Source organism: Pseudomonas putida (assembly GCF_016406145.1).
GTDB classification, from domain to species: Bacteria; Pseudomonadota; Gammaproteobacteria; order Pseudomonadales; family Pseudomonadaceae; genus Aquipseudomonas; species Aquipseudomonas putida_E.
Map to the genome: position 1 here is coordinate 4,573,053 of NZ_CP066306.1, position 18,205 is coordinate 4,591,257.

The window sequence follows — 18,205 nt, forward strand, 5'->3', positions numbered from 1 at the left end:
TGGGGAGGACGCCCGGGGCCAATCGAAAGTCCTCATGGACTTCCCGTGACAACCCGCCATCACCGGAGCTGTGTGCTGGCTGGCTGCCCTACTGTCTCTGATGCACCACTCAGGCAAAGGTTCCCGGAGGATGCTGGCGTTGCTGCAACGCCGCGATGACACAGGGCTGCAGGCGCCCTTCGGCTATCTGCAAGTCACGGTGGAGGCCATCGACGAGGTCGATCAGCAGGCTTTGCTCCTGCAACTGGCGCTGGCTGACCGTTCGGCGCAAGGTAATGCCACCGAGGCTGTCGAAAACGGTGAGTTGCCGGTTACCACTGGCATCGGCGGTGCCAAGCTGGGTCTGATAGGGGCTCAGGGCGTCATTAAGCAGTCTGCAGATTCTTTCCATCCGGATCACTCGCTGCGTGGTGGTATATGAAGGAACTGACCAGCAAGCGCAGCGGAAAGTTCGTTACGCCTCAGCTGTTTCAATGAGCATGCGTGGGTGATGTGACCGTTTGAATACGCTGCAAGGCCTGTTGCCAGCGCCGCACCGGCAGCGGCCACGGCAGGTCGGCCAGCACCCAGAGGCCACGCTCGCGAGCTTGCTCGGCAAGGTTGGGCCGGTGCTTGCTGGCACAGCCGACGAAAAGCAAGGCGCGTGAACAGCGGTTGCGCTCCAGGCGTTCGAGCAGGGCCTGGCCGCCTTTCATCGCATGGTCGAGGATCAGCAGATCGGCACCGCGCTTGCGTGCCAGGCAGGCATTGAGGTCAACCAGATCATGGGTGATGCGCACATCGAAAACGCCCAGGGCATTGCACGCCTGATGCAGGAGAATCTGGTGGGAAGGCCGAGCCTGGTGAATCAACACGTAGGGCTGATGCATGAGCCGCTCCTGAGGGAAGGACGGGCCACTGTATGCAGCGCTTAACGCGTTTTACATAGGAAAAATCTGAATGAAACCAGGGAAAAGTCTAAAAAAGGGGCCGCGCAGCGGCCCCTTTCATCACGATTAAAGCGGCTTGCCGCGATTACCGTGCTGGCTGACGAAGGCCTGGACTGCCTTGAGGTCGTTGGCCAGAACCGTGCAGCGCTCCTCACGGCCGAACAGGTCGCTCAGGTGCGCAGGTAGTTCCAGCGCCTTGCCGACGCCCGCCTTCTCTACGGCCTCAGGGAACTTGACCGGGTGCGCAGTGCCCAGCACCACCATAGGGGTATCCAGGCTGCGACGGCATTCGCGCGCGGCCTTTACGCCGATCGCGGTATGCGGGTCGAGCACCTCACCTGTGCTGGCGAAGACCTCGGCGATGGTCTCGCAGGTCTGCTCGTCGCTCACTGCCAGCGAGTCGAACAGCTTGCGCGCCTCGGTCCAGCGGTCTTGGTCGACGCTGAAACCGCCGCCCTGCTTGAAGTTGGCCATCAGTTCGCCGATAGCCACACCGTTGCGACCATGGAGGTCGAACAACAAACGCTCGAAGTTGGACGAGACCATGATGTCCATCGACGGCGACAAGGTCGCGTGCAGGGTTTCCTTGACGTACTGGTTGCCGCTCATGAAGCGGTGCAAGATGTCGTTGCGGTTGGTGGCAACCACCAGCTGGCTGACCGGCAGGCCCATGTTCCGTGCCAGGTAGCCCGCGAAGATGTCGCCAAAGTTGCCGGTCGGCACCGAGAACGCCACCGAACGCGCCGGGCCACCGAGCTGCAGGGCAGCGTGGAAGTAGTAGACGATCTGGGCCATGATTCGCGCCCAGTTGATCGAGTTGACTGCGACCAGGCGGGTGCCTTTGAGGAACGACTGGTCGGCGAAGCTAGCCTTGACCATCTCCTGGCAGTCATCGAAGTTGCCCTCGATGGCGATGTTGTGAATGTTGTCGCCGAAGATGGTGGTCATCTGGCGGCGCTGAACTTCCGACACACGCTGGTGCGGATGAAGGATGAAGATGTCGACGTTGTCGCAGCGACGGCAGCCTTCGATGGCGGCAGAGCCGGTGTCGCCACTGGTGGCGCCAATGATCACCACGCGCTCGTTGCGCTTGGCCAGTACGTGATCAAGCAGACGACCAAGCAGCTGCAGGGCGAAGTCCTTGAAGGCCAGCGTCGGGCCGTGGAACAACTCAAGAACCCACTCGTTGCTGTTCAGTTGGCGCAGCGGAGCGACCGCGGCGTGGGCGAACTCGCCGTAGGTCTCTTCCAGGATCTTCTTGAAATCGGCATCGGCAATGCTGCCCTCGACGAACGGGCGCATCACACGGAAGGCCAGTTCGTGATACGGCAGGCCTGCCCAGGAAGCGATTTCTTCCTGGGTGAAGCGTGGGAGGTTCTCTGGCACGTACAGGCCGCCATCGCTGGCCAGGCCAGCCAGCAGGACGTCTTCGAAATTCAGGGCCGGTGCCTGGCCGCGGGTGCTGATATAGCGCATATGCAAACCTTCGGTTTGAGCGGCAAGTTGCAAGCTGAAAGCGCCAAGAAAAAGCTGTTCGGCATTTTTCTTACGCTCTGCACTGCCCTTGCCGCAAATTTAAACTGTTAGAAGCCTCAACACCGAACTGCTTTTTCTTGCAGCTTGCAGCTTGAAGCTTGCCGCTTAGTTGAGCTGTTCGACGCGGATGCGCACGACCTTGCCGACCACGTCCTGCAAGGCTTCAAGAGCAACGATGGCGTCGTTGATGCTCTGCTCGACCACACGGTGGGTCAGCAGGATCATCGGCACCAGGCCGTCCTGTTCCTCGACTTCTTTCTGCATGATCGACTCGATGTTGATGCCGCGCTCCGACAGGATGCTCGCCACCTGAGCCAGCACGCCTGGGTGATCCTTGGCATGGATACGCAGGTAGTAGGCGCTCTGGCAGGCTTCGATCGGCAGGATCGGGTGCGCCGACAGCGAATCCGGCTGGAAGGCCAGGTGCGGCACGCGGTTTTCAGGGTCGGAGGTCATGGCGCGGACCACGTCGACCAGGTCGGCGACCACCGAGGAAGCGGTGGGCTCCATGCCGGCGCCTGCGCCGTAGTAAAGGGTGGAGCCTGCCGCATCGCCATTGACCATCACGGCGTTCATCACGCCATTGACGTTGGCGATCAGGCGATCGCTCGGGATCAGCGTCGGGTGCACGCGCAGCTCGATGCCTTCTGCAGTGCGACGGGCCACACCCAGGTGCTTGATGCGGTAGCCCAGGGCTTCGGCGTAGTTCACGTCGGCAGTGGTCAGCTGGGTGATGCCTTCGGTGTAGGCCTTGTCGAACTGCAGCGGGATACCAAAGGCGATGGACGCCAGGATGGTCAGCTTGTGCGCAGCATCGATACCTTCGACGTCGAAAGTCGGGTCGGCTTCGGCATAACCCAGCGCCTGGGCTTCGGCCAGCACATCGGGGAAGGCCCGGCCTTTTTCACGCATTTCGGTGAGAATGAAGTTGCCTGTGCCGTTGATGATCCCGGCCAGCCAGTTGATACGGTTGGCCGACAGGCCTTCGCGGATCGCCTTGATCACCGGGATGCCACCTGCCACTGCGGCTTCGAACGCAACGATCACGCCCTTCTCACGGGCCTTGGCGAAGATTTCGTTGCCGTGTACGGCGATCAGCGCCTTGTTGGCAGTCACCACGTGCTTGCCGTTTTCGATGGCCTTGAGCACCAGGTCGCGAGCGATGGTGTATCCACCGATCAGCTCGATGACAATGTCGATCTCCGGGTTGCTCGCAACGTCGAACACATCAGCGGTAATGGGGGTACCGGTAATCTGGCAGTTCGGGTTAGGCGAGCGCATGGCGATCTGTGCCACTTCAATACCGCGCCCGGCACGGCGGGCAATCTCCTCGGCGTTGCGCTGAAGTACATTGAAGGTACCGCCACCGACGGTCCCCAACCCACAGATGCCTACTTTGACCGGTTTCACTGTGAACTCCCCATTGAACGGCCGGCACCTGCGCCGACCGTGAAACATGCCGTCACCCCATGACGACGGCGTACTGAATGATTTACTTGGCGGCCTGCTGCTGGCCGGCCAGGGCCAGTTTGGCCACTTGCGGTGCCGGTTGGTAACCTGGAATCACCTGGCCGTTTTCGAGCACGATCGCCGGCGTGCCGTTAACGCCGATCGACTGGCCCAGCTGGAACTGCTTACCGACCGGGTTGGCGCATTTGGCAGCCTTGATTTCCTTGCCGTCGATCATCTTGTCCAGCGCTGCGCGGCGGTCACTGGAGCACCACACGGCCTGCAACTGCTCGTCACCCGGCGAGCCGAGGCCCTGGCGCGGGAAGGCGACATAGCGCACTTCGATACCGCGACGGTTGAGCTCTGGCACTTCGGCGTGCAGCTTGTGGCAATACGGGCAGGTGGTGTCGGTGAACACGGTGATGTGCGACTTGGTCTGGCCCTTGGCAGGATAAACCACCATCTCGGCGGCTGGAATGCCATTGATGAGCTTGGCTACGCCTTGGCGCTCGGTCTTCTCGGTCAGGTTTACCGGCTTGCCGTCCTGGATCTGGTACAGGTAGCCCTGCATCACGAACTGGCCATCGGCGCTGGCGTACAGCACACGGCCGCCCTGCAGCTTGACTTCATACAGGCCGTTGAGCGGGCTGCTGGCCACGCTCTCGACCGGCACTTCCAGCTCAAGGTTCTGCAACGACTTGCGAATCGCCTGCTCGGCAGCGGCATTGCTGTCGGTCGCCGCAGCAACGGCAAAGGTACTGGCCAGCGCCAACGCGGCGGCGGCGAAAATCTGGGTCACGCGCATGGGAACTCCTGAGGGCGGACAGGGGCCGGAGGGTGTCACCTGCGCAAAAACGCGGCAACCGTGCGGCCCTTGGTGCAAACCGCCCAAGCCTACCACAACACGCTACCCGTGAAGGGGGCTGCGAGTACCGGCCGGCGGAACATGAAAAACATTCATCCACGCGGATGGTGCTGAGCGTGCAGTTGCTGCAGGCGGGCCTTGGCCACATGGGTATAGATCTGCGTGGTCGACAGGTCGCTGTGCCCCAGCAGCATCTGCACTACGCGCAGGTCCGCACCGTGGTTGAGCAGATGGGTGGCGAAAGCGTGGCGCAAGGTGTGCGGCGACAGCGGCTTGTCGATGCCGGCAATCCGGGCGTGATGCTTGATGCGGTGCCAGAAGGTCTGACGGGTCATCTGTTCACCCCGCAGGCTGGGGAACAGCACATCGCTCGGGCGCCCGTTGAGCAGCTCGACGCGCCCGTCACGCAGGTAGCGCTCCAGCCACAGCACCGCCTCTTCGCCCATCGGTACCAGGCGCTCCTTGCTGCCCTTGCCCATCACCCGCAGCACGCCCTGGCGCAGGTTCACCTGGTCCAGAGCAAGGCTGACCAGTTCGGTAACGCGCAGACCACAGGCGTACAGGACCTCAAGCATGGCACGGTCGCGCTGGCCAATGGCTTCGCCAAGGTCCGGAGCCTGCAGCAGGGCATCGACGTCGGCTTCCGACAAAGACTTGGGCAAGGGCTTGCCCAACTGCGGCATCTCTATTTGCAGGGTTGGATCGACGGCAATGAGCTTTTCCCGCAGCAAGTAGCGAAAGAAGCCACGCAGACCTGAGAGAAAACGCGCAGTGGAACGCGGCTTGTAACCCTGATCCAGACGCCAGGCCAGGTGATCGAGGATCAGCTCCCGACCGGCGGCAGGCAAGGCCAGGCCGTGATCCTGCAGCCAGCCGTTGAACAGCGCCAGGTCACTGCGATAAGAGACGCGAGTGTTGTCTGAAAGGCCTTTTTCCAGCCACAGGGCATCAAGGAACTGGTCGATCAAGGGGTGGTCAAGGGCTGGCATGAAAACTCGGTGGCAAACGACGAAATGACGCTTAGTCTTTCATAACAACGCCGGCATAGGGAGCCCGCATGAACGAACAGCAGATCCTACTCAGTGTGGGCGGTATCGGTGCCGCCGCCCTTGCCTGCCAGTGGCTGGCCTGGCGCCTGAAGCTGCCAGCAATTCTCTTCCTGCTGCTGGCCGGCATAACGGTCGGCCCATTGCTCGGCTGGCTCGACCCGCAAGCGCTGTTTGGCCCACTGTTGATGCCGCTGGTGTCACTGGCGGTGGCACTGATCCTGTTCGAAGGCAGCCTGACCCTGCACCTCTCGCAATGGCGAGACATCGGCAGCGTGGTGCACCGCCTGGTCACTGTCGGCGCCCTGTCGACCTGGCTGGTGATCGCCCTGGCGACACACTGGCTGCTGGGTTTCGACTGGCCGCTGGCGATCCTGTTCGGCACCTTGACCCTGGTGACAGGCCCTACGGTCATCGTGCCCATGCTGCGCGTGGTACGGCCGAAAGCGACCATTGCCAACATCCTGCGCTGGGAAGGCATCGTCATCGACCCGATCGGTGCCCTGCTCGCCGTCGTGGTGTACAGCTTTATCATCGCCAGCACCGATGGCAATGGCCTGAGCCAGAGCTTGGGCACCTTTGCCGGGGTCATCTTCTGCGGCAGCGCCCTGGGCGCCGCCGGTGGCTGGTTACTGGGGCAGATCATGCGCGAGCAGTGGCTGCCGGAATACCTGCACAACCTGGCGTCGCTGGCCGCCGTACTGGGTATTTTCATCGCCGCCAACCAGATCGTTCACGAGTCCGGGCTACTGGCGGTGACGGTAATGGGCATGTGGCTGGCCAACATGCGTGGCGTCGATGTACGGCAGATCCTGCATTTCAAGGAGAACCTCAGCGTACTGCTGATCTCCGGCCTGTTCATCCTGCTCGCCGCGCGGCTCGATTTGCATGCCCTGCTGGGGCTGGGCCCGGCCGTACTGGCACTGCTGCTGGTGATCCAGTTGGTGGCGCGGCCGCTGAATGTTTTGCTGTCGACGCTGGGGTCGTCCCTGAACTGGCGGGAACGGGCCCTGCTGGCCTGGATCGCACCACGCGGTATCGTCGCCGCCGCAGTGTCGGCGATATTCGCCATCCGCCTGCATGAGGCCGGGCATCAGGACGCGCTGCTGCTGGTGCCGCTCACCTTTGCCGTGATCATCGGCACTGTCGTGCTGCAGAGCGCTACGGCGCGCCCCCTGGCGCGCCTGCTCAAGGTGGCGGAGCCGGCGCCCAGCGGTTTTCTCATCGTCGGCGCCAACCAACCCGCACGCACCATCGGCAAAGCACTGCAGCAACTGGGTTGCCGTGTGTTGCTGACCGATTCGAGCTGGGAAAACATTCGTGCGGCGCGCATGGAGGGGCTGCCGACCTACTTTGGCAACCCGGCCTCGCAGCATGCCGACGCGCACCTGGACCTCGTAGGCCTCGGCCACTTGCTGGGGCTGTCGCCTGCCGGGGAGATCAACGCCTTGGCCTGTGCGCGCTTTCGTCATGACTTCGGCCACGGCCGCTTGTATGTGCTTGCCAGCGGCCTGGAGAAGCAGCGCAGCGACAAACACCGGGCCAGCGAAGAGCACCGTGGCCAACTGCTGGGCTCAAGCCCGATGACCTACCAGCAAATGGCCAATCGGCTGCATCATGGCGCGGAACTGTACAGCACCAACCTTACCGAGGGCTTCGACTGGGACAATTACCAGGCATTGCATGGCGAGCGCGCACATCTTTTGTTTGCCCGGGATGCCCAGGGCTGGGTGCATGTATCAAGCCCCGAGAACCCGCTTGCGCCGCAACCTGGCTGGACCCTGGTGGCGCTGGTGGAACCGGCCCCCGTCACCGAGACGACTGCCGCACCGGGTTGAGCCCTCAGGCTTGTGGCAACACCGGCACCGGGCGTTTGTCCTCGTCGATGGCGACAAAGCTGAACACACCATGGATTGCCCGCTCGCGCCCATCCAGGTACATGTTCTCGACGAATACGTCCACTTGAACCTGCAAGCTGGTGTTGCCGACCTTGATCACCGTCCCCACCAGCTCGACGATCGAGCCTGCCGGGATCGGGTGCTTGAAATCGATACGATCTGTGGACACGGTCACCAGTGGCAGCCGGCAGAAGCGCGTAGCGGCGATGAACGACACTTCGTCCATCCAGGCCAGCGCAGTCCCGCCGAACAAGGTGTTGTGGTGGTTGGTGGTGTTGGGGAACACCGCTTTGGTCACGCGGGTCACCGACAACTCGGTGCGGCGCTGAATTTCCTGATCTCGGCTAGTCATGTCCGTCACTTCTTTCGGGTTTCAAAACGCAAAAAAGCAGCCCGAAGGCTGCTTTTTTCTCGCTAGGCGGCCAAGGCCACCGGGCAAACTGTACTCAGGACAGTTTTTCCTTGATGCGAGCGGCTTTGCCGGACAGGTCGCGCAGGTAGTACAGCTTGGCTTTACGCACGTCACCACGACGTTTCACGGCCAGGCTGTCGATCTGCGGGCTGTAGGTCTGGAAGGTACGCTCAACGCCAACGCCGCTGGAGATTTTGCGCACGGTGAAGGCGCTGTTCAGGCCGCGGTTACGCTTGGCGATAACGACGCCTTCGAACGCCTGCAGACGGGAACGCTCACCTTCCTTCACTTTAACCTGAACGACGATGGTGTCGCCTGGTGCGAAGGTCGGGATTTCCTTGCTCATCTGCTCGGCTTCGAGCTGCTGGATGATCTTGTTGGTCATGCTGTGCTCCTAAGATGGATACGTGATCCACCATCGATACGTTTAACTATCGTCCCGCTCGCGGAGATATTCCTCGAGCAGCTTCTTCTCTTCTCCAGAAAGCGAGCGACTTTCCAGAAGATCGGCGCGTCGTTCGAAGGTCCTACCAAGGGACTGCTTCATTCTCCAACGCCGGATGTGTGCATGGTTGCCACTTAGCAACACGTCGGGAACACGCTGATCCGCATACACCTCAGGTCGGGTGTAGTGCGGGCAATCGAGCAGACCGTCGGTGAAGGAGTCTTCCTCCGCCGAGTCCACATGCCCTAAAGCTCCGGGCAGCAGCCGTGTAACCGCATCGATCAGTACCATGGCCGGCAGCTCGCCACCGGAAAGCACATAGTCGCCAATCGACCACTCCTCATCGACATGAGCCTCGATAAAACGCTCGTCGATGCCTTCATAACGACCGGCGATCAGGATCAGCGATTCCTGTTCGGCCAGGCCTTTGACCGCTTGCTGAGTCAGCTTGCGGCCTTGCGGCGAAAGGTAAATCACCTTTGCCGATGCTCCGGTCGCTTGCCTGGCGCTAACCAAGGCGTCTTCCAGAGGCTTGATTTTCATCACCATGCCCGGGCCACCGCCAAACGGCCGATCATCCACTGTATGGTGGCGATCTGTGGTGTAGTCCCGCGGGTTCCAGCAGGTCACCTGAAGCAACCCCTGTTTTACCGCGCGGCTGGTAATGCCGTACTCAGTGATGGCCGAGAACATCTCGGGGAACAACGTGATGACGTCTACGCGAAGGTTACCCATCGTTTAGAAGTCCGCGTCCCATTCAACCCGCATCACGCCTGCTTCCAGGTCGATTGCCAGCACACATTGCGCCGTATAGGGCAACAGACGCTCGCGATCATCCAGGCTGCCTGCGCAGGGTTTGACCACCATTACATCGTTCGCACCGGTCTCCAACAGGTGATCGACCTTGCCGAACAGCTGTTCGTCCTGGTTGATGACCTTCAGGCCCTGCAGCTGGTACCAGTAGTACTCGTCTGCGGCCAGGTTGGGCAAAAGGCTCCGCGGGATGCAGATTTCGAAGCCGCTCAGAAGACGCGCTTCATCACGATCATCGAGGCCTTTCAGTTTAACGACCAGACCCTTTTGGGAGCCACGACCGCTGACCAGCTCGACCTGCTTTACCTTGCCTTCGTGCCGAAGCGTCCAGCGTGGATAATCCAACAGGTTTTCAATCGGATCGGTAAAGGAATACACCTTCACCTCGCCGCGAACGCCGTGAACCGAAAAAATCTTGCCAACGACGATGAGGTCGTCAGCCTTTTCTGGCGTCGCGTTCATATTGCTCAGGCAGCGGCCTTGGCAGCGTCCTTCAGCAGCTGAGCAACACGCTCAGACGGCTGTGCGCCTTGGCTCAGCCAGTAGCTGACGCGCTCCTGGTTGACCGACAGCTTGACTTCAGCGCCAGCAGCGATCGGGTTGAAGAAACCTACGCGCTCAACGAAACGGCCGTCACGGGCGTTACGCGAGTTGGTCACGGTCAGGTGGTAGAAAGGGCGCTTTTTCGAGCCGCCACGGGCAAGACGGATGGTTACCATGTGAACATCGTTCCTATAGTCGGTGCTGCAAATCTGAATGCCAAATAGGCACACGGGTGCCCAAAAGGCCGCATATTCTCGGGGAATACACGGACATTTGCAAATGACTTTTTCGACAAGGCCTCGCCCTGCCGTCCAGATTTGCCGGTTGAGCCACGTATTGCGTGGCCGTTGCCCCGCCGCAGCGGGGGTTCTGAGCGCTCATCCTTCAAGAGACAAGCGCCCGGAATAAGGGTTACAGCTTCGGCATGCCGCCACCAGGCAGCATCCCGCCCAGGCCGCGCATCATCTTGGCCATGCCGCCCTTGGAGGAGAATTTCTTCATCATCTTCTGCATCTGCTTGTGCTGCTTGATCAGCCGCCCGATGTCCTGCACCTGGGTACCGGAACCCAGGGCGATCCGGCGCTTGCGCGAACCGCTGATCAGGTCAGGATCGCGACGCTCGGCCGGGGTCATGGAGTTGATGATCGCCTCCATCTGCTTGAACTGCTTCTCTGCCGCGCCCTGAGCATTGCCCATCTGCGACAGATTTACCCCGCCGATGCTGGGCAGTTTGTCCATCAGGCCGCCCAGGCCACCCATGTTCTTCATCTGCTGCAGCTGATCGCGGAAGTCTTCGAGATCGAAGCCCTTGCCCTTCTTGAGCTTCTTGGCCAGCTTGTCGGCCTTGGCCTTGTCGATGGTCTGCTCGGCCTGCTCGATCAGGCTGAGCACGTCGCCCATGCCGAGGATGCGCGACGCCACACGGTCCGGGTGGAAAGGCTCAAGGGCCTCGGTTTTCTCACCCATACCGATGAACTTGATCGGCTTGCCGGTGATGGCACGTACCGAAAGCGCGGCACCGCCACGGGCATCACCGTCGACCTTGGTCAGCACCACGCCGGTAAGCGGCAGGGCTTCACCGAAGGCCTTGGCGGTATTGGCGGCATCCTGGCCGGTCATGGCATCGACCACGAACAGGGTTTCGACCGGCTTGACCGCAGCATGCAGCGCTTTGATCTCGTCCATCATGTCGGCGTCGATGTGCAGACGGCCGGCGGTATCGACAATGACCACGTCGATGAACTTGAGCTTGGCTTCGCGGATCGCCGCTTCGGCAATGGCCACAGGCTTCTGGCTGATATCGGACGGGAAGAAGGTCACACCGATGTCGTTGGCCAGCGTTTCCAGCTGTTTGATCGCTGCCGGGCGGTAAACGTCGGCCGAAACCACCATCACGCTCTTCTTCTTGCGCTCCTTGAGGAAGCGCGCGAGCTTGCCGGCGGTGGTGGTCTTGCCCGCGCCCTGCAAACCGGCCATCAGCACCACGGCAGGCGGGGCGGCATTGAGCGCGAGGTCTTCGTTGGCCGCGCCCATCAGGCTTTCCAGCTCGGCCTGGACGATCTTCACGAACGCCTGGCCCGGGGTCAGGCTGCGCGACACCTCGGTGCCGACCGCACGCTCCTTGACGCTGTTGACGAAATCCTTGACCACCGGCAGGGCAACGTCGGCCTCGAGCAGGGCCATGCGCACTTCGCGCAACGTATCCTTGATGTTGTCTTCAGTCAGCTTGGCCTTGCCGGTGACATGGCGCAGCGTCTGTGACAGGCGGTCGGTCAGGTTTTCGAACATGGTGATCCTTTCAGGCCAAGTAAAAGCCGAGGTTTGTCAGGCGCCCAGGTGAATATGCACACGCGCTGGGCACAGCAAGGCGGCGATTATAGCGAAGAGCGGCGGCGGCGCACACCTCGGCTTCCCGGCGGCAACTTTCAAGCCGCAAGCCTCAAGCCGCAAACCATCAGAAAATCCCGCCCCCGCACGAATCTGCCTTCGCTTGCAGCTTGCAGCCGGAAGCTTGCAGCTCACTAGCCCCCCCAGCGCGATCTATGCCAAACTCCGTCTCTTTAAGGCTTGCCCACCAGGACTTATGGTCTCCTCACCCAGCCTCATCCCCAACCTGATCGCCGCCGGCCTATATATAGCAGCGACCGTTTATCAGGGTTCGCGCCTGGCCCAGTCGAGCAAAGCCGACAAACGGCTGCTCGGCCTGCTCGGCGCCCTCGCCGTGATCGCCCAGAGCGGCGCGCTTTTCTTTCAGCTGATCACTCCGCTGGGCCTGAGCCTGGACTTCTTCAGCGCCGCCAGCCTGATCGCCGTGGCGGTGATCACCCTGACCCTGCTGGCCTGCCTGCGCATACCGGTGGAAAACCTGCTGGTCCTGCTGTTCCCGCTCGGCGCCATCACGGCCCTGCTGGCCCAGTTCGCCCCACCCGGCACCGTTCCGCTGATCGATGAAGAGCCGGGGATCCTCGCTCATATCCTGCTATCGATCCTGGCCTATGGGCTGTTCACCATTGCGGTGTTCCAGTCACTGCTCCTGCTATTGCAGGACCACCAACTGAAAAACAAGCACCCTTCCGGCCTGATCCGCAACTTCCCACCGTTGCAGACCATGGAAAGCCTGCTGTTCGGCTTCCTTTGGGCGGGCTGGTGCCTGTTGTCGCTGTCGCTGATCTCTGGCTGGCTGTTCCTGGACAACCTGTTTGCCCAGCACCTGGTACACAAAACCCTGCTGGCCTGCGTGGCCTGGATCGTCTTCAGCGTACTGCTGTGGGGCCGCACCCGGCTGGGCTGGCGTGGCCACAAGGCGATCCGCTGGACACTGGCCGGTTTCTGCCTGCTGATGCTGGCCTATTTCGGCAGCAAGCTGGTCCGCGAATTCATCCTGCATATCTGACGGTCGCCCATGGACACCCTGCCGTACGCTCCGCTACTCGGCACTTTGGCACTGGCGCTGCTCTGGTCAGCGCTTTTCACCGCGGTGGATGCCGCCCGCCTGCAACTCAACGGCTCGTTGCGCCCCGGCGATGACGGGCAAGCGGTACTGCCAGCCCAGGCCCTGGTGCTGTGCGCCAGCCTGGGCAAGCTTCTGGTATTGGGCCTGGCCTGCCTGATCGGCCAACGCCTCAACGGCGAGCACGGTTTCTGGCTGGCCGGCCTGGCCGCAACCTCTGGCTTGCTGGTGTTCGCCGAATACCTGCCGCGGCGCCTGGCTCGGCGCAACCCGCTGGCCTTCATCAGCCTGGGCGCCAGCCTGCTGAAGCTCCCACTGGCGCTGGTGCAACCCTTGGCTTGCCTGCTGGACGGCTGCGCCAAGCTGATGTTGCGGCCGTTTCGCGTACCGCCCACCGCAGTGGCCCTGCACCCGCAGGCAGATGATGACTTTACCGAGGATGAAGACCAAGACATGCCGCGCCACGGCCTGCTCGATGGCCTGCACTCGCTGGACAAGGTCACCGTCAACGACATTCTGGTGCCGCGCAACGAGGTCGATGGCATCAACCTGGATGAGCCCATCGAGCGCATCATCGAGCAGCTGATCCTCAGCCGCCACACGCGCCTGCCGGTCTACCACAACGACATCAACCAGGTAGAAGCCATCCTCAACACCAAGCTGATCAGCCACCTGCTGCCCAAGGCCGAGCTGACGCTGGAGAAGCTCCACAGCGCCTGCTACGAGCCCTACTTCGTCCCCGAAAGCACCCCCCTGCAATTGCAGCTGCTGAACTTCCACAAGCAGCAGCGTCGGCTGGGCGTGGTGGTAGACGAATACGGTGAGGTACTGGGTATCGTCACGCTGGAGGACATACTCGAAGAGATCGTCGGCGAGTTCGAGGAAGAGCACAGCCTCGACAACCCCCATGTACACCCACAGCCCGACGGTACCTTCGTCATCGAGGGCGCCGCTTCCCTGCGGGAAATAAACCGCACCCTCGGCTGGCACCTGCCCAGCGACGGAGGGCCGAAGACCCTGAACGGGCTGGTCACCGAGGCTCTGGAAAGCATCCCGGAAAGCGCTGTTTGCCTGAAAATCGGCCGCTATCGCCTGGAAATCCTCGAAACAGAAGACAATTGCGCCAGCAAGGTGCTGGTGTGGACCGTGACCCGCTAGCTATACTCGGGTCACGCTTACCCAGCCCTGCCGTCCCGCCCGCTACCCGCACCCGGCGCCACACGGCCAGTGCGCTCCACTGACGCGCCCTGCGGTCCTGCTTCATCACCCCGAACAGTGCCCGCTCCCGCCCCTATCCCTCTTGGGCTATCGTCAGTCGGGCGAACAAAAGAACAATACGCTCCGGCGTCCGCGAACCGTACTTGCCCTTTGCTGGCCAGTGCATACCTTTGCGGGCCAAGCCCATGGAGCACGACCAGACTGTTAGGGACCTACTTAATGACAACCAGCAGCACTTATGCCCAAGCGCCTGCCGCGCCGGTCAACTCGCCCGCGCGGGTGGCCACCGCCAGCTTCATCGGCACGGCCATCGAGTTCTACGATTTCTACGTTTATGCCACTGCCGCCGCGCTGGTGATCGGCCCGGTGTTCTTCCCGTCCGGGTCGGGCACCGCGCAGATGCTGGCGGCCTTCCTTACCTTCGGCATCGCCTTCCTTGCCCGCCCGCTGGGCTCAGCGCTGTTCGGTCACTTCGGTGACCGCATCGGGCGCAAGTCGACGCTGGTTGCCTCGCTGCTGCTGATGGGGGTGTCGACCACGCTAATCGGTGTACTGCCAGGCTACGACAGCATCGGCGTGTGGGCACCGATCATTCTTTGCCTGCTGCGCTTCGGCCAAGGCCTTGGCCTGGGCGGTGAATGGGGTGGCGCAGCGTTGCTGGCCACCGAGAACGCGCCGGCGGGCAAGCGCGCCTGGTTCGGGATGTTCCCGCAGCTAGGCCCTTCGATCGGCTTCCTGGCGGCCAACGGCCTGTTCCTGACCCTGGCCCTGCTGCTCAGCGACGAGCAGTTCCGTGAGTGGGGCTGGCGCATTCCGTTCCTGCTCAGTGCCGCGCTGGTACTGGTAGGCCTCTACGTACGCCTGAAGCTTGAGGAAAGTCCGGTGTTCGCGAAGGCCGTGGCCCGCCACGAGCGGGTGAAAATGCCGGTGGTCGACCTGTTCAGCAAGTACTGGCTGCCGACCCTGCTGGGCGCCGCCGCCATGGTGGTGTGCTATGCGCTGTTCTACATCTCGACAGTGTTCTCGCTGAGCTACGGCGTCACAACGTTGGGCTATAGCCGCGAAATCTTCCTTGGCCTGCTGTGCTTCGCCGTGGTCTTCATGGCCCTGGCCACGCCGCTGTCGGCCTGGCTCAGCGACCGTTACGGGCGCAAGCCGGTGCTGATCGTCGGCGGCCTGCTGGCGGTGGCCTCGGGCTTCACCATGGAGCCTTTGCTGACCTCCGGCTCGACTACTGGCGTAGCGTTGTTCCTGGCCATCGAGCTGTTTTTGATGGGCGTGACCTTCGCACCGATGGGCGCGTTGCTGCCAGAGCTGTTCCCTACTCACGTGCGTTATACCGGCGCGTCTGCGGCGTATAACCTGGGCGGCATCGTGGGGGCTTCGGCGGCGCCGTTCTTTGCCCAGAAACTGGTGAGCATGGGCGGCTTGAGCTGGGTGGGTGGGTATGTGTCGGTGGCGGCGGTGATCAGCCTGATTGCTGTGCTGTGCCTGAAAGAGACCCGCAATACAGAGCTGTGATCTTTGAGCTGCAAGCTTCAAGCTGCAAGAAAAGGCATCCCCTAGCAGCTTGTAGCTTGCAGCTTGCAGCTTGCAGCTTAGAACTCGACCTTGACCGCCTGCGCTGCACGGGTCGCCTTGGCCCGCGCCGCTTCGATCGACTCATCACGTGCCAGGCACACGCCCATGCGGCGCTGGCCGTTGATTTCCGGCTTGCCGAACAAGCGGATCGCGGTATCCGGCTCGCTCAACGCTGCGCCGAGGTTGGCGAAGCTGGTCTGCTGCGACTGGCCTTCAGGCAGGATCACCGCCGAAGCGGACGGGCCGAACTGGCGCACAACCGGGATCGGCAGGCCCAGAATGGCACGGGCATGCAGCGCGAACTGCGAGAGGTCCTGGGAAATCAGCGTGACCAAGCCGGTATCGTGCGGGCGCGGCGAGACTTCGCTGAACCACACCTGATCGCCCTTGACGAACAACTCGACGCCGAACAAACCACGGCCGCCCAGTGCATCGGTGACCGCCTTCGCCACACGCTGCGACTCGGCCAAGGCTTTCGGGCTCATCGCCTGAGGCTGCCACGACTCTTGGTAGTCGCCCTTCTCCTGGCGGTGACCGACCGGCTCCAGATACGTGGTACCACCAACATGGCGCACGGTCAGCAAGGTGATCTCGTAGTCGAAATCGATGAAGCCTTCGATGATCACCCGGCCCTTACCGGCGCGGCCACCCTCCTGGGCGTAGTCCCACGACTTCTGCAGGTCGGCATCGCTGCGCAGCAGGCTCTGGCCCTTGCCGGACGAGCTCATCACCGGTTTGACCACGCACGGGTAACCGACATCGGCCACGGCCTTGGCATAGTCTTCAAAGGTATCGGCGAAGTGGTAAGGCGAGGTCGGCAGGTCCAGCTCTTCGGCCGCCAGGCGGCGAATGCCCTCGCGGTTCATGGTCAGCTGCGTGGCGCGGGCGGTCGGCACGACATTGAAGCCTTCGTTCTCCAGCTCGACCAGCGTAGCGGTGGCGATGGCTTCGATTTCGGGGACGATGTAATGCGGTTTTTCAGCCTCGATCACCGCGCGCAGGGCGACACCATCGAGCATGTTGACCACGTGGCTGCGGTGCGCGACCTGCATGGCCGGCGCATTGGCGTAGCGGTCCACGGCGATCACTTCGACGCCCAGGCGCTGCAGCTCGATCACCACTTCCTTGCCCAGCTCGCCACAGCCGCAGAGCAGTACACGGGTCGCGGTAGGCGACAATGGGGTTCCGATACGGGTCATTTCAGGTCCTCGAAGGCGTCCGGGGCCGCGCCAGTCTTAGCGCCGCCCGCTGAAAAAGGACCCGTATTCTACACCATCAGCCGGCGACGGCAGCCCGCCGCGCACGAAATGCCATGGCCAGCCACACCGCAGTCACGCCAGCGAACTTGGAGGCCATCGCGGTGCCGATCACGGCCGGTGTCAGGGCACCGATCATGCCGAAGAAAATGAAGGTGTCCACCGGAATGCTCAATGCCGAGCTCAACCACAAGCGGTCACGCAAGGGGCGCCGGGTGATGCTGAACACCAGCCAGTCGATCAGCTCGGAAACGAAGAACGCAGTGGCACTGGCCAGGGCAATGGCCGGCTCGGAAGTGACATACGACAGCACCAGGGCCATCAGCATGGCGATCAGCGCGCCATGGCCGTAGCGGGTCTGCACCATGTCACGCAGGATGAACACCAGCCCGCCCCAGGCAGACCAGATCACGTCCAGATGCGGGGCGCTGGAAAAGGCAAAGTTGATCAGTACAACGCTGCTGATGTATGCGATTAGAAAGAACATGGGCAGTGACCGTCCGGCAAGCGGCACAGATTACCTGATTTTCAAGTCAACCGCAGCGCTTACAAGATCAATCCGGCCGCCACTGCCCGCTCATGGCACAGCTTAAGCACCGCCCGGCGTTCGGTATTATCCATCCGCCCCCAACGACCGATCTCCGCTACAGTGCGCTGGCACCCGGTGCAGACATCCTGCTCGTCCAGCGCGCAGATGCTCACGCAGGGCGAAGCGACCGGGCGCTCGGTCGCGATCAACTCACTCATCGTCCACCACCAGGTCCCGCGCATAACGCTGGGCGTTGTGAACATAGTGCGCGGCGCTGGCCTCGAGCATGCGCTTCTGCTGCTCGGTCAGCTCTCGCACCACTTTGCCGGGCGAACCCATTACCAGCGAACCATCGGGGATTTCCTTGCCTTCGGGGATCAGTGCATTGGCGCCGATGATGCAGTGTTTGCCGATACGCGCACCGTTGAGGATCACCGCATTGATGCCGACCAGGCTGTAATCGCCAACCGTGCAACCGTGCAGCATGGCGTTGTGGCCAATGGTCACGCCCTTGCCCAAGGTCAGTGGCGAACCCATGTCGGTATGCATCACGGTACCGTCCTGGACGTTGCTGTCCTCGCCGATATCGATCAGCTCGTTGTCGCCGCGCAGCACCGCGCCGAACCACACACTGGCGCGCGCCTGCAGGCGCACTTTGCCAATCAGCATGGCATTGGGTGCGGCCCAACTGGTGGCATGGCTCTCGACCCGCAGGTCGCCCAGGCGGTATTTCAT

The 18,205-nt window shown here is 62.2% G+C and carries 20 protein-coding genes; 4 read left to right on the top strand and 16 right to left on the bottom strand.

What is annotated here, in order from left to right; translation table 11 throughout:
• Positions 1-109: 109 nt before the first annotated feature.
• The 6 genes from JET17_RS21090 to xerD all read right to left on the bottom strand — a co-directional run bounded on the left by JET17_RS21090 (position 110) and on the right by xerD (position 5,768).
• A complete protein-coding gene (locus JET17_RS21090; RefSeq protein ID WP_012315962.1) occupies positions 110-391 on the bottom strand; it encodes a DUF3509 domain-containing protein in 282 nt (93 codons plus the stop codon).
• 79 nt (positions 392-470) lie between these two features.
• On the bottom strand, positions 471-869 hold the full coding sequence (locus tag JET17_RS21095) for a histidine kinase (protein ID WP_012315963.1): 399 nt from the start codon (positions 867-869) through the stop codon (positions 471-473).
• 126 nt (positions 870-995) lie between these two features.
• The gene (gene thrC, locus JET17_RS21100; protein WP_012315964.1) at positions 996-2,405 is read right to left on the bottom strand and encodes a threonine synthase; all 1,410 of its coding nucleotides are present in this window, start codon (positions 2,403-2,405) and stop codon (positions 996-998) included.
• A gap of 165 nt (positions 2,406-2,570) precedes the next feature.
• Positions 2,571-3,875 (bottom strand): homoserine dehydrogenase, encoded by a 1,305-nt coding sequence (locus JET17_RS21105; protein ID WP_012315965.1) that lies wholly within the window; start codon positions 3,873-3,875, stop codon positions 2,571-2,573.
• Positions 3,876-3,957: 82 nt separating this feature from the next.
• Complete coding sequence (gene dsbC / locus JET17_RS21110) at positions 3,958-4,719, bottom strand: bifunctional protein-disulfide isomerase/oxidoreductase DsbC (RefSeq protein WP_012315966.1); 762 nt, start codon at positions 4,717-4,719, stop codon at positions 3,958-3,960.
• Positions 4,720-4,871: 152 nt separating this feature from the next.
• Positions 4,872-5,768, bottom strand: coding sequence for a site-specific tyrosine recombinase XerD (xerD, locus tag JET17_RS21115; protein WP_012315967.1), 897 nt, complete (start codon positions 5,766-5,768; stop codon positions 4,872-4,874).
• A 68-nt stretch (positions 5,769-5,836) separates the two neighbouring features.
• Here xerD and JET17_RS21120 point away from each other — a divergent pair, with 68 nt between their 5' ends.
• Positions 5,837-7,663: a cation:proton antiporter gene (locus JET17_RS21120; RefSeq protein ID WP_012315968.1), complete on the top strand. Its 1,827-nt coding sequence runs from the start codon at positions 5,837-5,839 to the stop codon at positions 7,661-7,663.
• A 4-nt stretch (positions 7,664-7,667) separates the two neighbouring features.
• On the opposite strand, the gene JET17_RS21125 is transcribed toward JET17_RS21120, so the two are convergent.
• From JET17_RS21125 to ffh, 6 genes are all read right to left on the bottom strand, one after another.
• Entirely contained in the window at positions 7,668-8,075 is a 408-nt protein-coding gene (locus tag JET17_RS21125) for an acyl-CoA thioesterase (RefSeq protein WP_012315969.1), read from the bottom strand.
• A 94-nt stretch (positions 8,076-8,169) separates the two neighbouring features.
• Positions 8,170-8,520, bottom strand: a complete 351-nt coding sequence (rplS, locus tag JET17_RS21130) for a 50S ribosomal protein L19 (RefSeq protein ID WP_008094487.1) — start codon at positions 8,518-8,520, stop codon at positions 8,170-8,172.
• A 42-nt stretch (positions 8,521-8,562) separates the two neighbouring features.
• A complete protein-coding gene (gene trmD, locus JET17_RS21135; protein WP_008094486.1) occupies positions 8,563-9,315 on the bottom strand; it encodes a tRNA (guanosine(37)-N1)-methyltransferase TrmD in 753 nt (250 codons plus the stop codon).
• Positions 9,316-9,318: 3 nt separating this feature from the next.
• On the bottom strand, positions 9,319-9,855 hold the full coding sequence (gene rimM, locus JET17_RS21140) for a ribosome maturation factor RimM (protein WP_012315970.1): 537 nt from the start codon (positions 9,853-9,855) through the stop codon (positions 9,319-9,321).
• A 5-nt stretch (positions 9,856-9,860) separates the two neighbouring features.
• On the bottom strand, positions 9,861-10,112 hold the full coding sequence (gene rpsP / locus JET17_RS21145) for a 30S ribosomal protein S16 (protein WP_012315971.1): 252 nt from the start codon (positions 10,110-10,112) through the stop codon (positions 9,861-9,863).
• Positions 10,113-10,347: 235 nt separating this feature from the next.
• Entirely contained in the window at positions 10,348-11,724 is a 1,377-nt protein-coding gene (ffh, locus tag JET17_RS21150; RefSeq protein WP_012315972.1) for a signal recognition particle protein, read from the bottom strand.
• A gap of 295 nt (positions 11,725-12,019) precedes the next feature.
• Here ffh and JET17_RS21155 point away from each other — a divergent pair, with 295 nt between their 5' ends.
• The 3 genes from JET17_RS21155 (at position 12,020) to JET17_RS21165 (ending at position 15,625) form a co-directional block, all read left to right on the top strand.
• A complete protein-coding gene (locus JET17_RS21155) occupies positions 12,020-12,829 on the top strand; it encodes a cytochrome C assembly family protein (protein WP_012315973.1) in 810 nt (269 codons plus the stop codon).
• Between the two features lie 9 nt (positions 12,830-12,838).
• Positions 12,839-14,044: a transporter associated domain-containing protein gene (locus JET17_RS21160; protein ID WP_012315974.1), complete on the top strand. Its 1,206-nt coding sequence runs from the start codon at positions 12,839-12,841 to the stop codon at positions 14,042-14,044.
• Between the two features lie 279 nt (positions 14,045-14,323).
• Positions 14,324-15,625, top strand: a complete 1,302-nt coding sequence (locus JET17_RS21165; protein ID WP_012315975.1) for an MFS transporter — start codon at positions 14,324-14,326, stop codon at positions 15,623-15,625.
• A gap of 77 nt (positions 15,626-15,702) precedes the next feature.
• Here the strand turns inward: JET17_RS21165 and purT are convergent, their stop codons facing one another.
• The 4 genes from purT to JET17_RS21185 form a co-directional block, all read right to left on the bottom strand.
• Complete coding sequence (purT, locus tag JET17_RS21170; protein WP_012315976.1) at positions 15,703-16,884, bottom strand: formate-dependent phosphoribosylglycinamide formyltransferase; 1,182 nt, start codon at positions 16,882-16,884, stop codon at positions 15,703-15,705.
• A 76-nt stretch (positions 16,885-16,960) separates the two neighbouring features.
• On the bottom strand, positions 16,961-17,428 hold the full coding sequence (locus JET17_RS21175) for a VUT family protein (RefSeq protein ID WP_012315977.1): 468 nt from the start codon (positions 17,426-17,428) through the stop codon (positions 16,961-16,963).
• A gap of 59 nt (positions 17,429-17,487) precedes the next feature.
• Positions 17,488-17,688: a DUF1289 domain-containing protein gene (locus tag JET17_RS21180; protein WP_012315978.1), complete on the bottom strand. Its 201-nt coding sequence runs from the start codon at positions 17,686-17,688 to the stop codon at positions 17,488-17,490.
• The gene (locus JET17_RS21185; RefSeq protein WP_012315979.1) at positions 17,681-18,205 is read right to left on the bottom strand and encodes a gamma carbonic anhydrase family protein; all 525 of its coding nucleotides are present in this window, start codon (positions 18,203-18,205) and stop codon (positions 17,681-17,683) included. Before JET17_RS21185 ends, JET17_RS21180 begins: the two co-directional genes overlap by 8 nt.

What these genes read in the sequence shown, in the direction of transcription:
- JET17_RS21090 (WP_012315962.1), bottom strand. Translation starts at nt 391, where the DNA reads ATGGAAAGAATCTGCAGACTGCTTAATGACGCCCTGAGCCCCTATCAG.
- JET17_RS21095 (WP_012315963.1), bottom strand. Translation starts at nt 869, where the DNA reads ATGCATCAGCCCTACGTGTTGATTCACCAGGCTCGGCCTTCCCACCAG.
- thrC (WP_012315964.1), bottom strand. Translation starts at nt 2,405, where the DNA reads ATGCGCTATATCAGCACCCGCGGCCAGGCACCGGCCCTGAATTTCGAA.
- dsbC (WP_012315966.1), bottom strand. Translation starts at nt 4,719, where the DNA reads ATGCGCGTGACCCAGATTTTCGCCGCCGCCGCGTTGGCGCTGGCCAGT.
- xerD (WP_012315967.1), bottom strand. Translation starts at nt 5,768, where the DNA reads ATGCCAGCCCTTGACCACCCCTTGATCGACCAGTTCCTTGATGCCCTG.
- JET17_RS21120 (WP_012315968.1), top strand. Translation starts at nt 5,837, where the DNA reads ATGAACGAACAGCAGATCCTACTCAGTGTGGGCGGTATCGGTGCCGCC.
- JET17_RS21125 (WP_012315969.1), bottom strand. Translation starts at nt 8,075, where the DNA reads ATGACTAGCCGAGATCAGGAAATTCAGCGCCGCACCGAGTTGTCGGTG.
- rplS (WP_008094487.1), bottom strand. Translation starts at nt 8,520, where the DNA reads ATGACCAACAAGATCATCCAGCAGCTCGAAGCCGAGCAGATGAGCAAG.
- trmD (WP_008094486.1), bottom strand. Translation starts at nt 9,315, where the DNA reads ATGGGTAACCTTCGCGTAGACGTCATCACGTTGTTCCCCGAGATGTTC.
- rimM (WP_012315970.1), bottom strand. Translation starts at nt 9,855, where the DNA reads ATGAACGCGACGCCAGAAAAGGCTGACGACCTCATCGTCGTTGGCAAG.
- rpsP (WP_012315971.1), bottom strand. Translation starts at nt 10,112, where the DNA reads ATGGTAACCATCCGTCTTGCCCGTGGCGGCTCGAAAAAGCGCCCTTTC.
- ffh (WP_012315972.1), bottom strand. Translation starts at nt 11,724, where the DNA reads ATGTTCGAAAACCTGACCGACCGCCTGTCACAGACGCTGCGCCATGTC.
- JET17_RS21155 (WP_012315973.1), top strand. Translation starts at nt 12,020, where the DNA reads ATGGTCTCCTCACCCAGCCTCATCCCCAACCTGATCGCCGCCGGCCTA.
- JET17_RS21160 (WP_012315974.1), top strand. Translation starts at nt 12,839, where the DNA reads ATGGACACCCTGCCGTACGCTCCGCTACTCGGCACTTTGGCACTGGCG.
- JET17_RS21165 (WP_012315975.1), top strand. Translation starts at nt 14,324, where the DNA reads ATGACAACCAGCAGCACTTATGCCCAAGCGCCTGCCGCGCCGGTCAAC.
- purT (WP_012315976.1), bottom strand. Translation starts at nt 16,884, where the DNA reads ATGACCCGTATCGGAACCCCATTGTCGCCTACCGCGACCCGTGTACTG.
- JET17_RS21175 (WP_012315977.1), bottom strand. Translation starts at nt 17,428, where the DNA reads ATGTTCTTTCTAATCGCATACATCAGCAGCGTTGTACTGATCAACTTT.
- JET17_RS21180 (WP_012315978.1), bottom strand. Translation starts at nt 17,688, where the DNA reads ATGAGTGAGTTGATCGCGACCGAGCGCCCGGTCGCTTCGCCCTGCGTG.
- JET17_RS21185 (WP_012315979.1), bottom strand. Translation starts at nt 18,205, where the DNA reads ATGAAATACCGCCTGGGCGACCTGCGGGTCGAGAGCCATGCCACCAGT.